Genomic DNA, 16,703 nt, shown 5'->3' with positions numbered 1-16,703 from the left:
AGCGGTTTTTGCGCTTCTGTGATTGAATGGACTGAAACAGGCTTAGTCGGTATAGATGTTGAATCGACGACTGCCCTGCTTTTCAAGTGGATAAAGTTCGATGAGTTCAGGCTGGTGCTGAAGTAATGCTTTGGTATTCAGACTGATTGAGTCCTTGGCTTTCTTCCAGACCACTGAGCCATTGGCAAAGGTGGCTCGTTCTGCATCTTTCATCATCATTTGGATGTGATGCTTGAGCTGATCAAAGCGTTCCTGCTTATGCTGAATCTCTTCTTTCATTTTGATGAGCTTATCGAACATCAAATTGGCATTTTCATTTTGTGAGAGATCTTCAACGGTCAGTGGAATATGCGCTGGATACAGTTGCAGGATGGCTTTAGCTGCGGATTCACTGGCATCCACAGATGGTGGAGTATCCGTTTCCACACACTCCCAGAAATAACGCTCTGCCTTAACGATGTGTTCAATCACCGATTCAGACCGTGTCACTTTGAAGATCTTGGTTTCATGTCCACAGATGAGCACACAAACATGCGCTGCCTGTTTACCTGTCACTGCAAGTTGATGTTGCACCTGACAAAGCACGTATAAAGGCACACCATCTCGCCATAACCGGGCACCATATTCCCCTGCGGTTTTGCATTCAAGAATTTGCACTTCATCACTGCCGACAACTGAGTAATCTAGGTTTGCCAACATAAAGGATTTATCCGGATCGGGATGCTGAAGCACGGCATTAACCCGACGAACTTTATTATTAGTGTGCAGGCTGTAGTACTCAGCAACTAAAGACTCTAACTGTTTGCCCCAATACAATGGTGCAACGCCTGAGCTGTCATCATCAATTTTCTGTTGAGTTCGGCCGGTTTTGATCATCCACAGTTCCAGCATCGACATGTAGGGATTCAATCCACATGCGGTTGCGGCATCACTACTGCCAATGCCTTGCTTACGCACTTCTAGCCATTCCTGGTAATCCATATTTTTGGTATTGGCTAAACGCTTGGCTGTCACTGTTCGTTTAGCCGCTGTATTTGATTCATTCATCTCATTTAAGATTGGGAGATGAGCATGCTGATTTCCTGTCATCGGTACGATTTGGTTCATGGGTTTATCCTTATAAATAGCGGGGTCTGTAAAAATTTGCGGCATAAAAAAAGCCACATCTGGAGATGTGGCAAAATGGGTGTTTTCATCGGAGAAGGATCATCTGCATGACCCTTGACCGTTACTGTAATAGTACTGATTTAAATAAAAGTTAAACTACTAAGCGGAGTGCCTGTTCTAGACCACGCTGCTTTAACGCGGCACCTGCACCAAACCAAGCTGAGTCCAGACGATGATCGGTACTCATCGCACGACGTTCATGATCGGCAAACTCGGTAATTGAACAGAGTAAGCCATAAGCAGTATCTTTGGCTGAGCTGAGTCCTGCACCACGGCCTTGTCCATTAAACATATTCATGGCTTTGCTCATGGCACGTCCATTCGGTTCAGACTTTTCTTTCGCTGGATTTGGGTTAGCAATATTGCGATAGAATTGAATGATGTTCTCTTCCTGATCGGCAACACTCATGCTGGTATTGTTAAACACTGCATCAAAATAGGCGGCCGCTTCTCCTTGAGTCACTTTACGTTGACTCAGCTGTTTCAGCTCATACATGTGTTCATCCCAAGCACGGACTGAGATGCCCAATTGCTGCTTGACCTTGTCGGCATCAAACTTGGTGCTGTGTGGCACTTTAACCACACCCGCACTACTGCTTTGTCCACGTAAGGCAATCGCTAAGGTATTGTTACACACCACCCGGATATTGGTGAACTGTGCCGTTGTCGCCAGTGTACCGTCGCAAGCAGTTGCCAGCAGAATATAGCCATTGCTGACATCCTTGCCTTTGAGTGCTGTGCTTTGCCCGGTACGTGCCAATGCCCAGAACTTTTTACCGCCTTTCAGAACACCTGCGGTTTCCAATTCAAAACCGGATTGCTCAGTCAAATCCCGATAGAACTCCAGAATCTCCATCGGCTGAACTTCCTGATAACGCTGACTGACCACTGACAAGGGTGCATGAGTATCAGAACGATACAGCACTCGCTGTTCTTCATAGGGCATGAGGATGCTTTGCCCGCGTTCATTCTTTGCCATGTAGCTAACATCGGAGGATTCAATCCGCCAATCCATACCTGCTTGCTGTGCCCAGATTTCAATCGGCTGATTTTGAGTGAGTTGATTACCTAAGCCATGCCAAGGGGTATCACCGACATAAGCCATTTGTTCAAGTTGATGTGCCATAGTTATTATCCTTTTGATATGAATTATAGGCTTTGGGATGATGTACTGACATCAAAATGATTTTTACATGACTGGCAGTAGTACATAGGCTGATTAATTTCACCACTATCCTTCGCCAACACCATAAACACCCCACCAATAACTGCCCCTGCAATTGCACCAATAACTGGGGGGAGATTGGTTGAACGAGTTAAGCTTACCCCTAATGCTGCCATCTTGGCGGGGGAAGACAGTAAAGTTGAAACATCGGATACTGCTGGCACTCGTGACTTGATCTCAATCAAGCTGATCTGACTAGAATTACAAGATGGGCATTGCTTCATAATATATAGCTCCAAATAACGAAAAAGCCTGCTTTTAAAAGCAGGCTTAAAATTGACCGATCTTTTGACTCAAAATAAAACAGTCTATGATTCTCATATTTGTATTATATATTTGAAAAATTTTAGCTTTTGATTCCTCGTCTCCAGAGCACACTAAACTGTCCCGTACCAAAAGTTCTCATTTTTGGGGATTTAACTCTTAAAAATTGATCGTCTTTCTCAGGTTTTACCAAGTACACTCCCACATTGATTGCATTAGCTACTTCACTAGCATTATTACGATGAATCATTCCCACCCCTAAAGAACCAGCATCTCTAAATTTGGCTTTATAATCCGGATGGTTAGATGTAAAAAAAGTCCCTTTTCCATTGAGAAGCTTTTGCCAACACTTACCCACTTCTAAACCTAAGTAGCAGTCATTTTGATGCTTGTGACCATCGTAGATAAGAAGTAAATGGCAGTGGTATCCTCGCTGCTTGCCTTGCTCTACTGCCCAGGCATATCCTTGTAGATCAGAAAAACAACCATCCTTATTGGATATTCTATTTCTCAAGGTTTTCATATATTGAGCATATTCAACCATTGATACGTCTATCGCTCCCTCCTCATTAAGATAAAGATCAACTCTCACAAAAAGCAATTTTGCATAATGCTGTGTAAGTTGATTCACATATTGTTTTAAAGACTCACGGTTTAAGACTTCCTGACTTTTTAAATTTTCTATATCTGCCTTCAGAGCAGATCGTTGCTCCTTTATGCTCATAATAAGACAATCAACAAAAATACAATCTAAGCACATAAAATTATTATAATTTATACCATTTCTATCCACTTCTAGTTTTTTATCAACTAAAGTAACCATATGAGCAAACAGTTGAATAGATAAGCAATAATATAGTTCTGGCTTATAGTGAAATTTAAAAGGTTTGATTAATTGAGATAAAGTTTTCTTGAATTCTTTTGGCAAAATCCCTTGGTATGGGATTTTCCTTATAAAAAGATCAATTTGAGTCATCACATAGGACTCATTGTAAAATAATGAAGTATCAAACATGCTCATCACGCTTAGGTTATTAATCATACCTAAGCATGCTATGTATTTTTTTATGAGCTTCTTATCTATCACTGCTAGCCATAAGCAGTGATACCAGTTCAATGGTAAAGCTCTATGTAAGGAAATGAATAGATTATATATTTTTAAATTCTTATTAAATATAATTATAAAAACCCATTAAGAGAATAGCTCAAGAACACGGGGTGGCCAACGATCATAAGAAAGACAATCCAGCCCACGCTTGTCATTCATCATTTTTTTGAAGCTAAAGTTAACTTTTTAAGACAAGCATTTGGATAACCTCATGTGGAGTCAGAATAGTTGCCAGTTATGTAGCATCTTAGTAAGCATCCGCCGAACTCCGTGCCTGTTTTTTAATTCGGTTCAGGTTTCCAGCAGTGTGGCAACAATTTTTTTATTTGGTTCACCTTATGTGTAGGCAACCTTTTCAACACATCACTTAAATAGGCATAGGGATCTAGCCCATTCAGTTTTGCTGACTCGATCAGCATCCACGATGTTCGCGCTCGCTGACCACTTTGTAGTGAGCAACAAACAACTAGTTCTACGCCCCATGAGCTGCAGTTAATGCAGAGCAACAGGGACGTATCTGATCGTTAGATCATCAGACGTAATTACCTACGCAAACCTAGGAACCATGCATATGAGCTTTCCAGCACACAGCCTAATCCTCTACGAAGGCGCATTTCAGCACCCGGTTATACCCTCCTTAATATTCAAAAATTACGTACTCCTTTGCGTAGTACAAGTAGTAGATCTAAATATTAGTGGACGCTTCCATACCCGATGACTTAGCTTCAGAATATAGCGGCTGTGCCATTTCTTTGATGACCGATTTAAGGCAGACCCAGTAGTGACCGCATTGTTTGGCAGATAGAAGGTTTGGAGGACGGCTGAATAGACTGATTTAGAGCATATTCACCCTCCGCTGTAATACGATTCTCTGCCAGAGCAACCCCTGGATCAAGGGTTGTAACTGTTCCGAGCTAATCGCCACTATTTCAATCTGGTGAACTTTAGCCCAGTGAAATTTACTTTATTCTAGTAACTAGCAGCTAGCAGCCAGGCACACAGCCAGCCCCCTGTCCATCATGCACCAACACTTTCGCGATGACCATGCTTATTACAGAACAAGGTAGGCGCAATGTGGTTTGATATAGCTAAAGACTTTCACCTGAGCCGTGGCAGTATCCATCCCTGCACACATATCTAGGGACTCTTGGTAGAGAGAACCAGATTTCATTGATACGGATCATGTTGGCAGCGCCTTGAGTAATTCTGCCAAGGCGGGTATTTCTGATGCCTGCCATTTTATCTGGATCGCGTTATTGGTATGAGGCACAGTGATTTGCAGTGTGATTATCACATCAATAAGTTAACTGATTGCAGCCGTATAAGGCAAAGCAATAAATGCGAGCTTAACATGAGCAGGATCATGTACGACACCTATCATGTTGATGAAAGTTCCTAATCCAAAGACTGACGAGGTTGGCAAGAAGACCGTGCCTCAGGGCGACCGAGATATTAGGATCTTTGCAGGCATTTTCAATGCTGAGTTTGTGTTCTTTACTGTATGTTCTACATTTTTAGCAACTGAGTTATTGCAGAATATATATCTATGATCATGGACCAAGTCCACCATTTATTTTTAAGTTAGAACCGAACTAAGGATTATGAGATAGTCTGGCAAGATTAGTTCTCTGTATGTTCATACCCCTAACTACAAGATACACTTGTAAAAATCCTTAAAAAATAAATAAAAAATTCACAAGTGATTGATTTTGAAAAACACAAATAAAAAATTAAATAAAAAATACCACCAAAATATCACTAAAATATCACTAAAATATCACTAAAATATCACTAAAATATCACTAAAATAATATTTAAATATTACTTAAATATCTTTATTTTTTTAAAAAAAGGGATAAAATTATTATAATTATCAAAAAGAATTTTGTATCATGGCAGTGCACTTTAAGTATTCAGACCTATTGGAAAAAAAGTTATATGAATGCTCAAATAGGCAACTTAACTTTTTATGCTATAACTTGAAAATCTGTGACAAAGATCAATTTATATTTATCAACAACTTAAATAAACACGTAAAAATATCTCAATTAAGAAATCAAATTGATTTTTTTGAAATTGATCTGAATAAATTAAATTCAATACTAATGGAAAATTTGATTGATGAAGAATGCTTTAACCATCTTCAGTCTAATGATTTAAGACAAATAGTCTTTTTATTACATAAGCATTTACCTGAGGGAACTAAAGGATTACCAAACACGAATCTATACGAGTATTTGCAATTTACGATAGATACCATTAACAAATCGATTAGAGAGAAAATAAATTTTTTATTCATGTACATGCACAACTACCAACACAACGCCACCCCTGAAAATGATCTTAAATGGATAGATTTTAAAAATTCACACCAGACAAGTTGGATCATTAAATATCTCGAATCTAAAAACTTGCTACTAAGTTTATTTTTGGGAAATTTTAGCTTAAGGGATCAACCATCTATTATTATTACCTCCTCTTTAGACTCACTATCCCTTGATACAAAAGAAAAAAAACTATTACTTCAAAGAATGTCAAAATCGTGGAGCCAACAAAAATTTAGAGATGCGGGAAAAACCAAGACAAAACACCACTTACCTCTCACAAAACAAGCGAAAAGAAATCTAAAAAAACTTGCGCTCTTTAAAAACAAGAGTGAGAGCGAAATACTTGAAGAATTAATTAATGAATCGTATTTACTTGAAATGTGTGATGATGAAGGGAGGGCTCTTTACTGAGCCATCCATTCCTTCACCTGCTCCCCGTACCACTCCATCAACCTTACCCTTTCATCCCAATATTGCGCTCGGTTATAGGCCGAGCGAATTCTATTTTGCGGCACATGAGCAAGCTGGCGCTCAATGGCATCTGGATTAAACAGATTCGATTCATTTACGACAGTACTGAATAGAGATCTAAAACCATGTGTGGTCATTCGTCCCGTATAGCCTGAACGTTTGATCACAGCCAAAATAGACTCACTACGCATTGATTCTTTGTTATTTAAACGATGTGGAAATAACAGTTCCTGATTATGAGTAAGCCTCAAAGCCTTTAGCTCAGCAATAATCATGTCCGTCAACGGTACACGATGCGGAAGACGGTTCTTCATACGCTCTTCAGGGATATCCCACTTACGCCCTTCCAGATCAAATTCTTCCCAGCGTGCTTGTAGCAACTCACTAACCCGAACACCTGTCAGCATAATCAGAATAATCGCATGATGTGTCTGAGCATCACTTGGGTATGCTCTTATCTTTCTTAAAAATTCAGGCATTTCAGAGGCAGTAAGCGAAGCCAGGTTTTTGACTCTTTTATTCTTGAGAGCATAAACCAGATCACCTGCCGGATTATCATAACGATAGCCATGCGCAATTGCATATTTCATGACCATACCGCAACGAGATAAAGTACGTTTTGCAATTTCAAGCTGTGACTTATTAATTCATTCTGCACTGGAGTGATGCGGGAAGATTCGGGAAGTCCTGGGATTATGTGGGATGAAAGCTTGAGCTGATAAGCATTTGAGGATTTTTTTAAGGGCAAACCAGGTTGAACTTGATTTGCCCTTTATTTTGCACTGAATTTAACGCTTTCTCTGGATGTGTGGTTTTTTTAGTTTTTATTTTGCACTGTTTTTATGAGCGGAATTTGGTTAAGTAGAGCTTCAACAGTTGCCCCTACAATGTGAGTGGTAGTCTTGTCTGGGCTGTTGATATTATCCAGGTTAAATTGCAAAGTGCATAGTTCTTCATTGGCTAGCTTTAGGACTATAGATATTGGCTGGGTTTCTGTGATTTTTGAGAAAATTCCTAAAGCATTGGATGGTAGTTCAATTCCCGCTTTTGCTAAGCTAGATAAACAACCATTATTATTTTCAAGCATGTTACGAAACACTCCTTATAAGTTGGTCTAATGCGGACTTTAGATGTTCTTCTGTCCAGGGCTTGTCATAATAAAAGTTGTAAATGACTATAATCAATTCACTTTTTGGTTCTGGCGACAAAGTACGTCGCGTCTCTTTGAGGGCCTTTTCAATTAAGCTAATACAAGCTTTTAGTAAATCTTCATTTATATTGCTCAAGTTATCATTAAAGAAAAGCGTGGCAATAAATTCTGCCTTATCGTCTGGTGTCATGGTGCCATTGGCAATAGTCAGGGCTTTTTCAGCCGTTTCAATTGATTGAGTAAGTAAGTACTTATCTATGCTTAAAGGCACGTCTGTTTTGTCACTGTGATCGGCTGTAACAGCAGGCTGTTCTGTTTCACTGCCTGAAGAAAATGGTTCATCTACACCATGTTGTACCCACGCTGCATTGGCTCCTGTAGCTGACGCTATCTTTTGAGCAACAGATAAATGCATATTTTTATTATTTTTTTTAAAAATTCCAAAAATTGTCGAATTAGATAACCCCAAACGACCACACCATCCATATAAGGATTCATCAACACTTCTAGGCATTGAGCCATTAATCATTAAAAAATACATACGAGTTTGAATAGGTGTTAATTCCTCTTCGCAATTAAATTCTTTGAATTGCGAAAACTGGACATTATTTAAATCAGAATTACGAAATTCTTTATTTTGTTTTTTATCAATCATTTAAACACATCCCACAAAAAATACTTCGCAATTATAATTGCGAAGTATTGACTACGAAGTTTTTACGAAGTATCTTTTGCTTAGAAAGGGTAAATACCCATTCTAACGAGTTAAAAAAATGCCTAAAAAGGCAAGGAGTTCATATGGGATTAAAGCAAAACCCCACAGAACAATGGGATAGATACAGTATTGAAGCTGAAATTAAGCGACGCGGTAAAAGCGTTACTCAGCTTGCAAAAGATTACGGCATGTCTGACAGGACCGTTCGTAATGCGCTGTATCACCCAAGTAAAAAGGGAGAGGTTGTTATCTCCAATTTTCTCGGAAAACCTTTGCACGAGCTATTCCCAGAACGTTGGACGGCTGATAACAAACGCATCTACCCTCGTTATAGCAATAAGGAATGTGCCTAATGAAAACACATTACAGCATTGCTGATCTACTAGCGCTAAATCTAGCAGGCTTCCCATCCACACGAAGAGGTTGGGAATATCTAGTAAAAACTAACAATTGGAAGTATAGAGAAGTTCCAAGCAGAGGAAAAGGTGGAATCCGAAAGGAATACGAAATTAATAGCGAATTAAGTAATTTAATTTCCATTAGCGAAATTAAATCTGAAGTAACTACTATGCCTTCTGAATTGACCACCGCTGCAGAAGTTCAAAAAACAACGGAACTAATGCGTTGGCAAAGAGAAATTGCTGAAAACCGTTTATTCATCGTGCGCTACATTCAGCAGCAGATCAAACAGGGGAGTAAAAAAACACCGGCAATCGAGCAATTTATTGCTGATGCTGAGGCTTTTTTACTGCCTGAAGAAATGCAGCTTGCCGTTCAAAAAGCCAATGCCAAGGCAGGTGAAGGACGCACTGTTTCACGTCGCAGTGTTTTCGACTGGGTTAAATCAGTAGAAGAAGCTGAACAACATAAAATCAATGTCATTAGTGTGTTGGCACCTAAAGCCCGTCGTTCGGATATTCCAGTCTGGGCAATGGACTTACTTAAGCTTTGGGCACAACCACAAAAACCGACATTGGCTGCTGTGTTGGAATTACTTCCAAACTATTTAAAAGCCGATGTGCCTTGTCCTACCTATAACCAGGCATACCGTTTTATTAAAGAAAAAATGGGCAATGTCGAGGCACAGCGCGGTCGTATGGGCAACCGTGAGTTAAAAAATTTACAGCCTTTTATCCGTCGTGATACCGAGCAGCTTTTACCTACAGATGTCTATACCGCTGATGGTCACTGCTTTGATGCAGAAGTTGCTCATCCTATGCATGGAAAACCTTTCCGCCCTGAAATTACATCCATTATTGATGTGGCTACACGTCGTCTGGTTGGCTGGTCTATTGACCTGGCAGAAAGTGGTTGGGCAGTACTGGATGCGGTACGTATGAGTGCCTGTGAATGCGGTATCCCTGCCATTTTTTATGTGGACAACGGTTCTGGTTATAAGAACCAAATGATGGGAGCAAAAGGCCGTGGCGTGATGGCTCGTTTAAATACGGAAATGAGTCATGCCCTGCCCTATAACTCCCAGGCCAAAGGTTTGATTGAACGTAGTCACCAGACTTTGTGGGTAAAAGCTGCCAAAAATTTACCTTCATACATTGGTAAAGACATGGATGCTGAAGCCAGCAACAAGATGTTCAAGCTCACTCGTAGCGAAATCAAACAGATTGGTGTTTCCAAGGGGCTAATGAGCTGGGCTGACTTTCTGAATTATGCGGCTGAAGTAGTCAATAACTACAACAACAAACCGCATAGCAGTCTGAAACGTATTACTGACCCGGTCACTTTAAAGAAACGTCATTTGAGTCCGTTAGAGGCCTGGAATGAAGCGTTAGAAATGGGTGCGCCAATTGACTGTGTTGAAGACTGGGACGCAGAGGATCTGTTCCGTCCTTATGAAGAACGCAAGGTACGTCGTGGTGAGATTGAACTGTTCGGGAACCGCTACTTTAGCCAGGAACTTGCTGAATACCATGGGGATACAGTTTGTGTTGGTTATGACATCCACAATGCTGACCGTATTACGGTGCGTGATGAAGATGGCCGCCTGATCTGTTATGCATTCTGGAATGCCAATAAACGCAGTTACTTCCCAATGACCAAGGTTGAACAAGCTCGCCAGCGTCGTGCTGACGGACGTTTACGCCGCTTGGCTGTGAAGCAGGATGAAGTCTTGCAGGAAGTTAATCCACAGTTGGTTATTGAGCATATCGAGAATCAAACCGTTATTCCATTTAACCAAAACCAACATGCTGAATTGATGGCTGAGCTGAATGCTTTACCTATTTCAAAACCTAAAGATGGCGTGATTTATTTTAAAGAAGCCAGTGCATTGAAAACAGTGAACGATGAGATGCCATCTATGACTGAAAGCAAAATTCAGAGATGGATTCGTTTAGACCAAAAATTTAACCGTAATGAGGAGATGAACGAAGCAGACAAAACTTTCTGGGAATTTTTCCAGACCTCTAAAAAGTTTGGAGAACTTGAAGAGGAAGACGCTGAACTAAAAAGCTATTTAGCCCAGCGTCAGGGATAAAGCGGTATTTGCCGTACCACTTTAAAAACCACTTAACAACAATTTAATGGTGATTTATATGAACACAAATGTCAATGCAATGGAGATGAACGCTCCATCGGGGATCGCTCAAATCCGTAATATTTCACAGTGCTATACCGCTGTAAAACGTACCTTGGAGCGCAATCCGCTGTTGCCTGGTATTTCTGCATACTACGGACCAAGTGGCTTTGGCAAGTCCACCTCTGCCAATTTTGTGGCAACCAAAACCAATGCTTTTTATGTACAGGTGAAAAGCACTTACACGAAAAAGGCTTTCTTACAGGCTTTGCTGCGTGAGATGAGTATTCCTTATCCAGCAACTTTGTCTGAAATGATGGAACTGGCAAGCAGTGAACTGGCTAAGTCTGGCCGCCCGTTAATCATTGATGAGTTTGACCATCTTGTTGTTGGTAACAAGGTTGAAATTGTACGTGACCTTTATGAAGCCAGCCAAGGGACATTCTTGATTATTGGTGAAGAAATGCTGGCGCGTAAGCTGGAGAAATGGGAACGCTTTCATGGCCGTATCTTGAATTGGGTGCCTGCCCTGCCAGCCGATCTGTCTGACACCAAACTGCTATGCAGTATTTATGCACCGAAACTGGAGATTGAAGATCCTGTACTTGAACAGCTCTTGAGTTCAGTACGTGGTTCAACCCGTCGGGTATCAACTAATCTGGAAATGCTGAATGAAACAGCACTCGAAAATGGGGTTAAACACATCAGTCTAAAAACCTTAAAAACATTGTTGCCAGAAGGCTTTGTTACTGGCGAAAGCCCTAAACCACGTAGTTTCTAAGGATTGTTGTAAATGCAAGTTGGTACAAATTCGTCAATTTTGACACAGGGGAAAAATCTTATGGATGCAGGACAACCTTACCAATCACCGCGTCAACGGGTTTGGGCTGCCATTCGTAAGCATCGTAATGAATTCACGATTCAGCAGGTCGCTGAATTAGGTCAAATGAAATATGACAGTGCTCGTGACTTTATCACGGGTTTAAAAAATGCAGGAATCATTGCTGAAGTAAGACGTGAAAAGCTGCCAAATATGAGTAAAAAAATTGATCTGATCTTTTTCCAGTTGGTTGAAGATTATGGTTATAACGCCCCTTCAGTTGATCGAAAGGGAAATTTACTGGGTAAAAAGGCAACTGTGAATAAGGCGATGTGGAATACCTTGCGTATTACCAAGCAGCCCGTCAATGCACATGAACTTGCAGCTTTGTCGAGTACAGACGAACAAGCAGTTTCAGTAGAAACAGCAGATAGTTATTTACGTTTTTTGTTCCATGCAGGGTATTTGAAAGTTGCACGCGCAGCTCACCATGCAGTACGTAAAGCCAAATATCTTCTTCTGCCACATATGAATACGGGGCCTATTCCCCCTCAGATCCAACGTGCAAAACAAGTTTTTGACCCAAACACAAATACCTTGATGTACACAGAACGCCCAGAACTCGAAGAAGAACTGAAGCATGGGACGCTGTTGCTCAACCAAGAGGAAATTAATGATGAATAACCAAGCCCATATTGATCCAGAGTTACATGCTTTTGTTAAGCAAGACCGAATTCGTTTATTCACAGAACGCAATGAGTTCAAGGCTTTAGCTGAAAACTTTGAACGCGATCTTTATAACACCAAATACCGCAGCCGCAATGTGATTGGCATTTTAATGTTCATCATTGTGGTGCTCATTGGAGTAATCGCTTATGTCTCGAACTTCAGCTAAACCGGAATGGATCGTACTGGTTGAACAGCGCATAGAACAGCTCGGAAGCATTCAAAAAGTTGCTGAAGAGTTGGGATATGCCAGGCCAAGTCTGTCACTGGCCCTACGCGGTAAATATGTGGGCAATACAGACCGCTTAGAGCAAACAGTTATGAAAGTGTTGGGTAGTGTTCACTGCCCTCACTTGAACCAGAAACTCAGCCCTGATGAGTGCATTAACTTTCGTGAACGCGATGCACCTACTCAGAACCCGGCAGAAATGCGGCACTGGCGAGCTTGTCAGCAATGTGATGTGGCTTGCAAGAAGAAAAAACGTAAAGAAATTTTTTGAGGGTAAATAGATGGCTGATTTAGCAGACCTTGCTGGTGAAATTGCTGATGAGCGCTTGGCTCATACGCTTGAAAACCGGAAGCAACATGACACTGAAAGTGAATTTGAATGCCTCGAATGTGGCTGTCAAATTCCAGAACAACGTCGTGCCTTGGGTGGTGTGACACTTTGTATTGACTGCCAAACGGTAGTTGAAATTCAAAACAAACAATATCGTTAATGGGGAAATAATGAACGCAATTGTAGAAGTTCCAGCAGGTTATCGTATTGATGCCAAAGGACGTTTGATCCCGGTTGATCAAATTAAAGCGATTGATATTGAACGTAGTGATCTGGTCGAACGTTTGATTGGTGGTGCCAAGCTGCTGCAGCAACAAATGCTGGCATTTAAAAAATTAGCATTTGGAGATATTGCTGCCTTTATTCAGCTATCTGCTGAACAGCATGGTGTGCAATTAGGCGGTAACAAAGGCAACGTGACGCTATTCAGCTTTGATGGCAAATACAAGATTGTGCGCCAAAGCCAGGAAAGCATTCGTTTTGATGAAAGCTTGCAGGCTGCCAAAGCGTTAATTGATGAATGTATCTCTGAATGGGCTGCGGGTTCTAACGACAACATTCGTGTGCTGATCAATGATGCCTTCCAGGTAGACAAGGAAGGAAAAATTTCAACAGGTCGTGTACTCAGCCTGCGTCGCTTAGACATTCGGGATGAAAAGTGGCTACGTGCAATGGATGCAATCAGTGACAGCATTATTGTGACTGACAGCAAAAACTATGTGCGCTTTTATGAGCGTGACAGTGAAGGCAAGTATCAAGCGATTTCGCTCGATTTTGCGAATGTTTAAACTTTAACAAATACAGGTAATAAAACCATGAACAAAGCAGAACTTATTCAACACATCGCAACTACTGCGGGCATTAATAAAACTCAAGCTACAGCTGCCCTTCAGGCATTTGAAACTGCTGTTATTGATAGCTTGGCTAATGGGGAAACGTTAGAACTTAAAGGTTTTGGTACTTTCAAAATTACTGACCGTGCTGAACGCCAGGGTCGTAATCCAAAGACTGGCGAAACCCTCACCATCCCTGCAACCAAAAGCCCAACGTTTAAAGCAGGTAAAGCTTTCAAGGATGCTGTGAATTAATGCAGATCAAAACCAACTGATTTAACAAAAACAAAAGGTCCCGCCTTTTGGCGGGATTTTTTTGACCAAAATTTAGGAAATTTATGAAAACTACAACAATCGAAGTCGTTTTAGAAAGCTTTATAAAAATCTTGGAAGCTGAACAAATTGACCTTGAGTCGATAACTTTCAATTTGCAAGCCAATGGGGGAAAAGTCCCTGTACCTTTCAGCAAGTTAATAGATTTAGCAAAGAAGGATTTAGAACAAATTCAGACTGAGTCTACACGCTTAGATTTTCTATTGGAGAACAGAATTCGGGTAGAAAAATGGAATACAAATCCATCTAGTGAATTTTATTTTGTGATGAATGAAGACGGTGAATCCATCGCTAAAGCTAAAGATGGTCGTGATGCAATTGATGAAGCAATGGCAACTTTTGAGGATGAAAGCGAATGATCAAACATGAAGATTTAGACCAATTGCCACCAGAGGTAATCATCAGCCTTGGAGAAACACCATGAGCCTAAGCAAAGAACAGCAAGATCATGTACTCAAAGAATTAGACATTCCGTACAACAAAGTCATCCTGCATTGTGATGGCTACGATGTCACACTTCGCCTGGTGCGCATGAAAATGAAATTGGTCGTGGATATTTACGTTGACCAGATGTTTAAGGGAATCTGGCTGACTGAACCAGATAAACATCCAGAGGCAAAATTTTTACCGACTAAAAAAGTAAAAATATACAGCCAAAAATCTAAAGCTGAAATCATTAAAGTTTTAGGTAAACGTGAAGCAAAAAAATCATTTCCTGACTTAGACAAGGTCATTGAGTCGAAATCTTATTATTTTTCTTCACCTAAAGCAGCTCTATCACACCTGATCAAAGTCAGCGATTCAATTGAACTTCTAGCGGAGATGGCAGCGTGAAGAATAAACGTAAATTAACAATTCAAGGTTCGGCTCAAGAAGTGGCTGGGCAAATCTTTGAAACAGTGATTACTCCTGTCTATTCACACATGCACGCTGTACATGAAGTTGAAGCAGATAATTTTGCCTTCTGCATGGCAGGTGTTACGGTTGCTGGCTATTTAGCAGCAAGCGATGACTTGGAAGCGGATAAAACCAAACTGCTTACTTATATTGAAGAAATGTGTAAAGACATTCAAAACGAAAAAAAAGGCTTAGGTATTTTAGCTAAACCTATGGGGAAACCTGCATGAAAAAATCATCCCGTAATGAACGCTTAGCTGCCATTCACATGGGAAAAAAAGCGTTGAATCTGGATGAGGATACTTACCGTGACATGCTTGAGCATGTCACTGGCAAGCGATCTGCCAAAGACATGGACATGAATGACTTGCTTAAAGTCATTCAGCATCTGGACCAGCTGGGTTTTTCCAAGCGTAATTTTGGAAAAAAACCCAAAGTGAAGTTGAGTAAGGAGGCTTTGATTAGCAAAATTGAGGCACATTTAACCGAGCATAAATTGCATTGGAATTATGCAAAAGGCATTGCTAAACAAATGTTTCAAAAAGAAGCGTTAGAATTTTGTACAGAAAATGAACTGTGGCGTATAGTTGCAGCATTGGAGTACAAAGCAAGACGAGCGCGCAATGAAACAAGACGAGTACCTGGACAAACTACCTGAAAACCTTCGGCTGATTATTCAGCTGACTGACTATAGAACTGCCATGATTCTGATCAAGCATTATGGCGGTTCGGACTATAGTTTCCCTCCCCTTAAATCCATTTCTGAAAGCCATGAACTTGCTGAACTGCTGGGCTTCAATAATCTGAAAAAGCTCTGCCAGTTCTGGAATGGCGATATTGTTTACATTCCTAAGTCTGACCGTTACCTGGGTATTTTACGTGATAAGCGTATTGAACAGGACCTTGCAGAATTAGGGGCATCCTCTGATATTCAACGTCAGCTTGCTAAAAAATATAATGTCACAACACGCTGGATTCGGTCCGTCCGTAAAAATCAGGTCAGTAAGACTCCAGCTGTTTCAAAGTATGATCGACAACTCGATATGTTTGCCTGCTAATTGCTTTTACTTTTTCTCCACTGACCGCCTCCGGGCGGTTTTTTTATGGAAGTAGTTCCGCAAGGAATAGATTGCAAAATCATCAAAACTTACAAGACGTTAAATAAGAGTTTATTTCAATGTCTGAAGTTCAAAAAAAGAAATTTGTTTTATCCAGGCTAAGCTTAAGCCGTCTTGAAGGTGTTCACCCAGATTTAGTCAAAGTGGTTAAACGAGCAATTGAAATCACTGAAGTTGATTTCCGTGTTTCAGAAGGACTTCGGACCAAGGCCAGACAAGCTGAACTGGTGAAATCAGGTGCAAGCCAAACTCAAAACTCTCGCCACCTTACGGGTCATGCTGTCGATCTAGTTGCCATGATTGGTTTAGACATTCGCTGGGATTGGCCGCTGTATTACAAAATTGCCGATGCCGTTAAACAAGCCGCAAAAGAACTGAACGTTCCTATTGAATGGGGTGGCGACTGGAAAACATTTAAAGATGGTCCACATTTTCAACTACCTTGGGGAAGCTACA

At 40.8% G+C, this 16,703-nt stretch carries 22 protein-coding genes and 3 pseudogenes; 16 read left to right on the top strand and 9 right to left on the bottom strand.

Annotation, left to right across the window (positions count from 1 at the left end):
• Positions 1 to 42 precede the first annotated feature (42 nt).
• From FTT87_RS07585 to FTT87_RS16220, 6 genes and pseudogenes are all read right to left on the bottom strand, one after another.
• Positions 43 to 1,107, bottom strand: a complete 1,065-nt coding sequence (locus FTT87_RS07585) for a YqaJ viral recombinase family protein (protein WP_180174627.1) — start codon at positions 1,105 to 1,107, stop codon at positions 43 to 45.
• A gap of 151 nt (positions 1,108 to 1,258) precedes the next feature.
• Entirely contained in the window at positions 1,259 to 2,293 is a 1,035-nt protein-coding gene (locus FTT87_RS07580) for a DUF932 domain-containing protein (protein ID WP_180174626.1), read from the bottom strand.
• A gap of 23 nt (positions 2,294 to 2,316) precedes the next feature.
• Positions 2,317 to 2,616 (bottom strand): hypothetical protein, encoded by a 300-nt coding sequence (locus FTT87_RS07575; protein WP_180174625.1) that lies wholly within the window; start codon positions 2,614 to 2,616, stop codon positions 2,317 to 2,319.
• 122 nt (positions 2,617 to 2,738) lie between these two features.
• On the bottom strand, positions 2,739 to 3,632 hold the full coding sequence (locus FTT87_RS07570) for an inovirus-type Gp2 protein (protein ID WP_180174624.1): 894 nt from the start codon (positions 3,630 to 3,632) through the stop codon (positions 2,739 to 2,741).
• A gap of 413 nt (positions 3,633 to 4,045) precedes the next feature.
• Positions 4,046 to 4,219 (bottom strand): annotated as a pseudogene (locus tag FTT87_RS07565) (transposase domain-containing protein); the annotation flags it as partial.
• A gap of 725 nt (positions 4,220 to 4,944) precedes the next feature.
• Positions 4,945 to 5,318, bottom strand: a pseudogene (locus FTT87_RS16220) (IS66 family insertion sequence element accessory protein TnpB).
• A gap of 338 nt (positions 5,319 to 5,656) precedes the next feature.
• On the opposite strand from FTT87_RS16220, the gene FTT87_RS07560 reads away from it, so the two are divergent.
• Positions 5,657 to 6,502, top strand: coding sequence for a hypothetical protein (locus FTT87_RS07560; protein WP_180174623.1), 846 nt, complete (start codon positions 5,657 to 5,659; stop codon positions 6,500 to 6,502).
• Here FTT87_RS07560 and FTT87_RS07555 read toward each other — a convergent pair.
• From FTT87_RS07555 to FTT87_RS07545, 3 genes and pseudogenes are all read right to left on the bottom strand, one after another.
• Positions 6,496 to 7,203 (bottom strand): annotated as a pseudogene (locus FTT87_RS07555) (tyrosine-type recombinase/integrase); the annotation flags it as partial. The gene FTT87_RS07560 and the pseudogene FTT87_RS07555 sit on opposite strands and share 7 nt — an antisense overlap.
• Positions 7,204 to 7,379: 176 nt before the next feature.
• The gene (locus FTT87_RS07550; RefSeq protein ID WP_180174622.1) at positions 7,380 to 7,649 is read right to left on the bottom strand and encodes a hypothetical protein; all 270 of its coding nucleotides are present in this window, start codon (positions 7,647 to 7,649) and stop codon (positions 7,380 to 7,382) included.
• Between the two features lies 1 nt (position 7,650).
• Complete coding sequence (locus FTT87_RS07545) at positions 7,651 to 8,367, bottom strand: hypothetical protein (protein WP_180174621.1); 717 nt, start codon at positions 8,365 to 8,367, stop codon at positions 7,651 to 7,653.
• 143 nt (positions 8,368 to 8,510) lie between these two features.
• Here FTT87_RS07545 and FTT87_RS07540 point away from each other — a divergent pair, with 143 nt between their 5' ends.
• From FTT87_RS07540 to FTT87_RS07470, 15 genes are all read left to right on the top strand, one after another.
• Complete coding sequence (locus tag FTT87_RS07540) at positions 8,511 to 8,780, top strand: helix-turn-helix domain-containing protein (protein ID WP_180174620.1); 270 nt, start codon at positions 8,511 to 8,513, stop codon at positions 8,778 to 8,780.
• A gap of 215 nt (positions 8,781 to 8,995) precedes the next feature.
• Positions 8,996 to 10,921, top strand: a complete 1,926-nt coding sequence (locus tag FTT87_RS07535) for a Mu transposase C-terminal domain-containing protein (protein WP_257230569.1) — start codon at positions 8,996 to 8,998, stop codon at positions 10,919 to 10,921.
• 58 nt (positions 10,922 to 10,979) lie between these two features.
• Positions 10,980 to 11,741 carry an AAA family ATPase gene (locus FTT87_RS07530; protein WP_257230568.1) on the top strand — a complete coding sequence of 254 codons (762 nt, stop codon included), beginning with the start codon at positions 10,980 to 10,982 and terminating at the stop codon, positions 11,739 to 11,741.
• Between the two features lie 60 nt (positions 11,742 to 11,801).
• Positions 11,802 to 12,464 carry a hypothetical protein gene (locus tag FTT87_RS07525; RefSeq protein ID WP_180174618.1) on the top strand — a complete coding sequence of 221 codons (663 nt, stop codon included), beginning with the start codon at positions 11,802 to 11,804 and terminating at the stop codon, positions 12,462 to 12,464.
• On the top strand, positions 12,454 to 12,675 hold the full coding sequence (locus FTT87_RS07520; RefSeq protein WP_180174617.1) for a hypothetical protein: 222 nt from the start codon (positions 12,454 to 12,456) through the stop codon (positions 12,673 to 12,675). Before FTT87_RS07525 ends, FTT87_RS07520 begins: the two co-directional genes overlap by 11 nt.
• Positions 12,656 to 13,006, top strand: coding sequence for a LysR family transcriptional regulator (locus FTT87_RS07515; RefSeq protein WP_174560794.1), 351 nt, complete (start codon positions 12,656 to 12,658; stop codon positions 13,004 to 13,006). Before FTT87_RS07520 ends, FTT87_RS07515 begins: the two co-directional genes overlap by 20 nt.
• 10 nt (positions 13,007 to 13,016) lie before the next feature.
• Positions 13,017 to 13,226 (top strand): TraR/DksA C4-type zinc finger protein, encoded by a 210-nt coding sequence (locus FTT87_RS07510; RefSeq protein ID WP_180174616.1) that lies wholly within the window; start codon positions 13,017 to 13,019, stop codon positions 13,224 to 13,226.
• 10 nt (positions 13,227 to 13,236) lie between these two features.
• The gene (locus FTT87_RS07505; RefSeq protein ID WP_016167194.1) at positions 13,237 to 13,854 is read left to right on the top strand and encodes a DUF3164 family protein; all 618 of its coding nucleotides are present in this window, start codon (positions 13,237 to 13,239) and stop codon (positions 13,852 to 13,854) included.
• A 27-nt stretch (positions 13,855 to 13,881) separates the two neighbouring features.
• Positions 13,882 to 14,154, top strand: a complete 273-nt coding sequence (locus FTT87_RS07500; RefSeq protein WP_180174615.1) for an HU family DNA-binding protein — start codon at positions 13,882 to 13,884, stop codon at positions 14,152 to 14,154.
• Positions 14,155 to 14,237: 83 nt separating this feature from the next.
• Entirely contained in the window at positions 14,238 to 14,591 is a 354-nt protein-coding gene (locus FTT87_RS07495; protein ID WP_180174614.1) for a hypothetical protein, read from the top strand.
• 61 nt (positions 14,592 to 14,652) lie between these two features.
• Entirely contained in the window at positions 14,653 to 15,066 is a 414-nt protein-coding gene (locus tag FTT87_RS07490; protein WP_180174613.1) for a hypothetical protein, read from the top strand.
• Positions 15,063 to 15,359: a hypothetical protein gene (locus FTT87_RS07485; protein ID WP_180174612.1), complete on the top strand. Its 297-nt coding sequence runs from the start codon at positions 15,063 to 15,065 to the stop codon at positions 15,357 to 15,359. Before FTT87_RS07490 ends, FTT87_RS07485 begins: the two co-directional genes overlap by 4 nt.
• The gene (locus FTT87_RS07480; RefSeq protein WP_180174611.1) at positions 15,356 to 15,787 is read left to right on the top strand and encodes a gp16 family protein; all 432 of its coding nucleotides are present in this window, start codon (positions 15,356 to 15,358) and stop codon (positions 15,785 to 15,787) included. The genes FTT87_RS07485 and FTT87_RS07480 overlap by 4 nt, the downstream gene beginning before the upstream one ends.
• Positions 15,753 to 16,187, top strand: coding sequence for a Mor transcription activator family protein (locus FTT87_RS07475; RefSeq protein WP_016167200.1), 435 nt, complete (start codon positions 15,753 to 15,755; stop codon positions 16,185 to 16,187). Before FTT87_RS07480 ends, FTT87_RS07475 begins: the two co-directional genes overlap by 35 nt.
• Positions 16,188 to 16,306: 119 nt before the next feature.
• Positions 16,307 to 16,703: M15 family metallopeptidase (locus FTT87_RS07470; protein WP_180174610.1), on the top strand; the 397-nt coding region annotated here is incomplete at its 3' end.

Source organism: Acinetobacter sp. YH01022, assembly GCF_013420235.1.
In the GTDB taxonomy this organism is placed as follows: Bacteria; Pseudomonadota; Gammaproteobacteria; order Pseudomonadales; family Moraxellaceae; genus Acinetobacter.
This window is presented reverse-complemented; position numbering and strand designations above follow the sequence as displayed.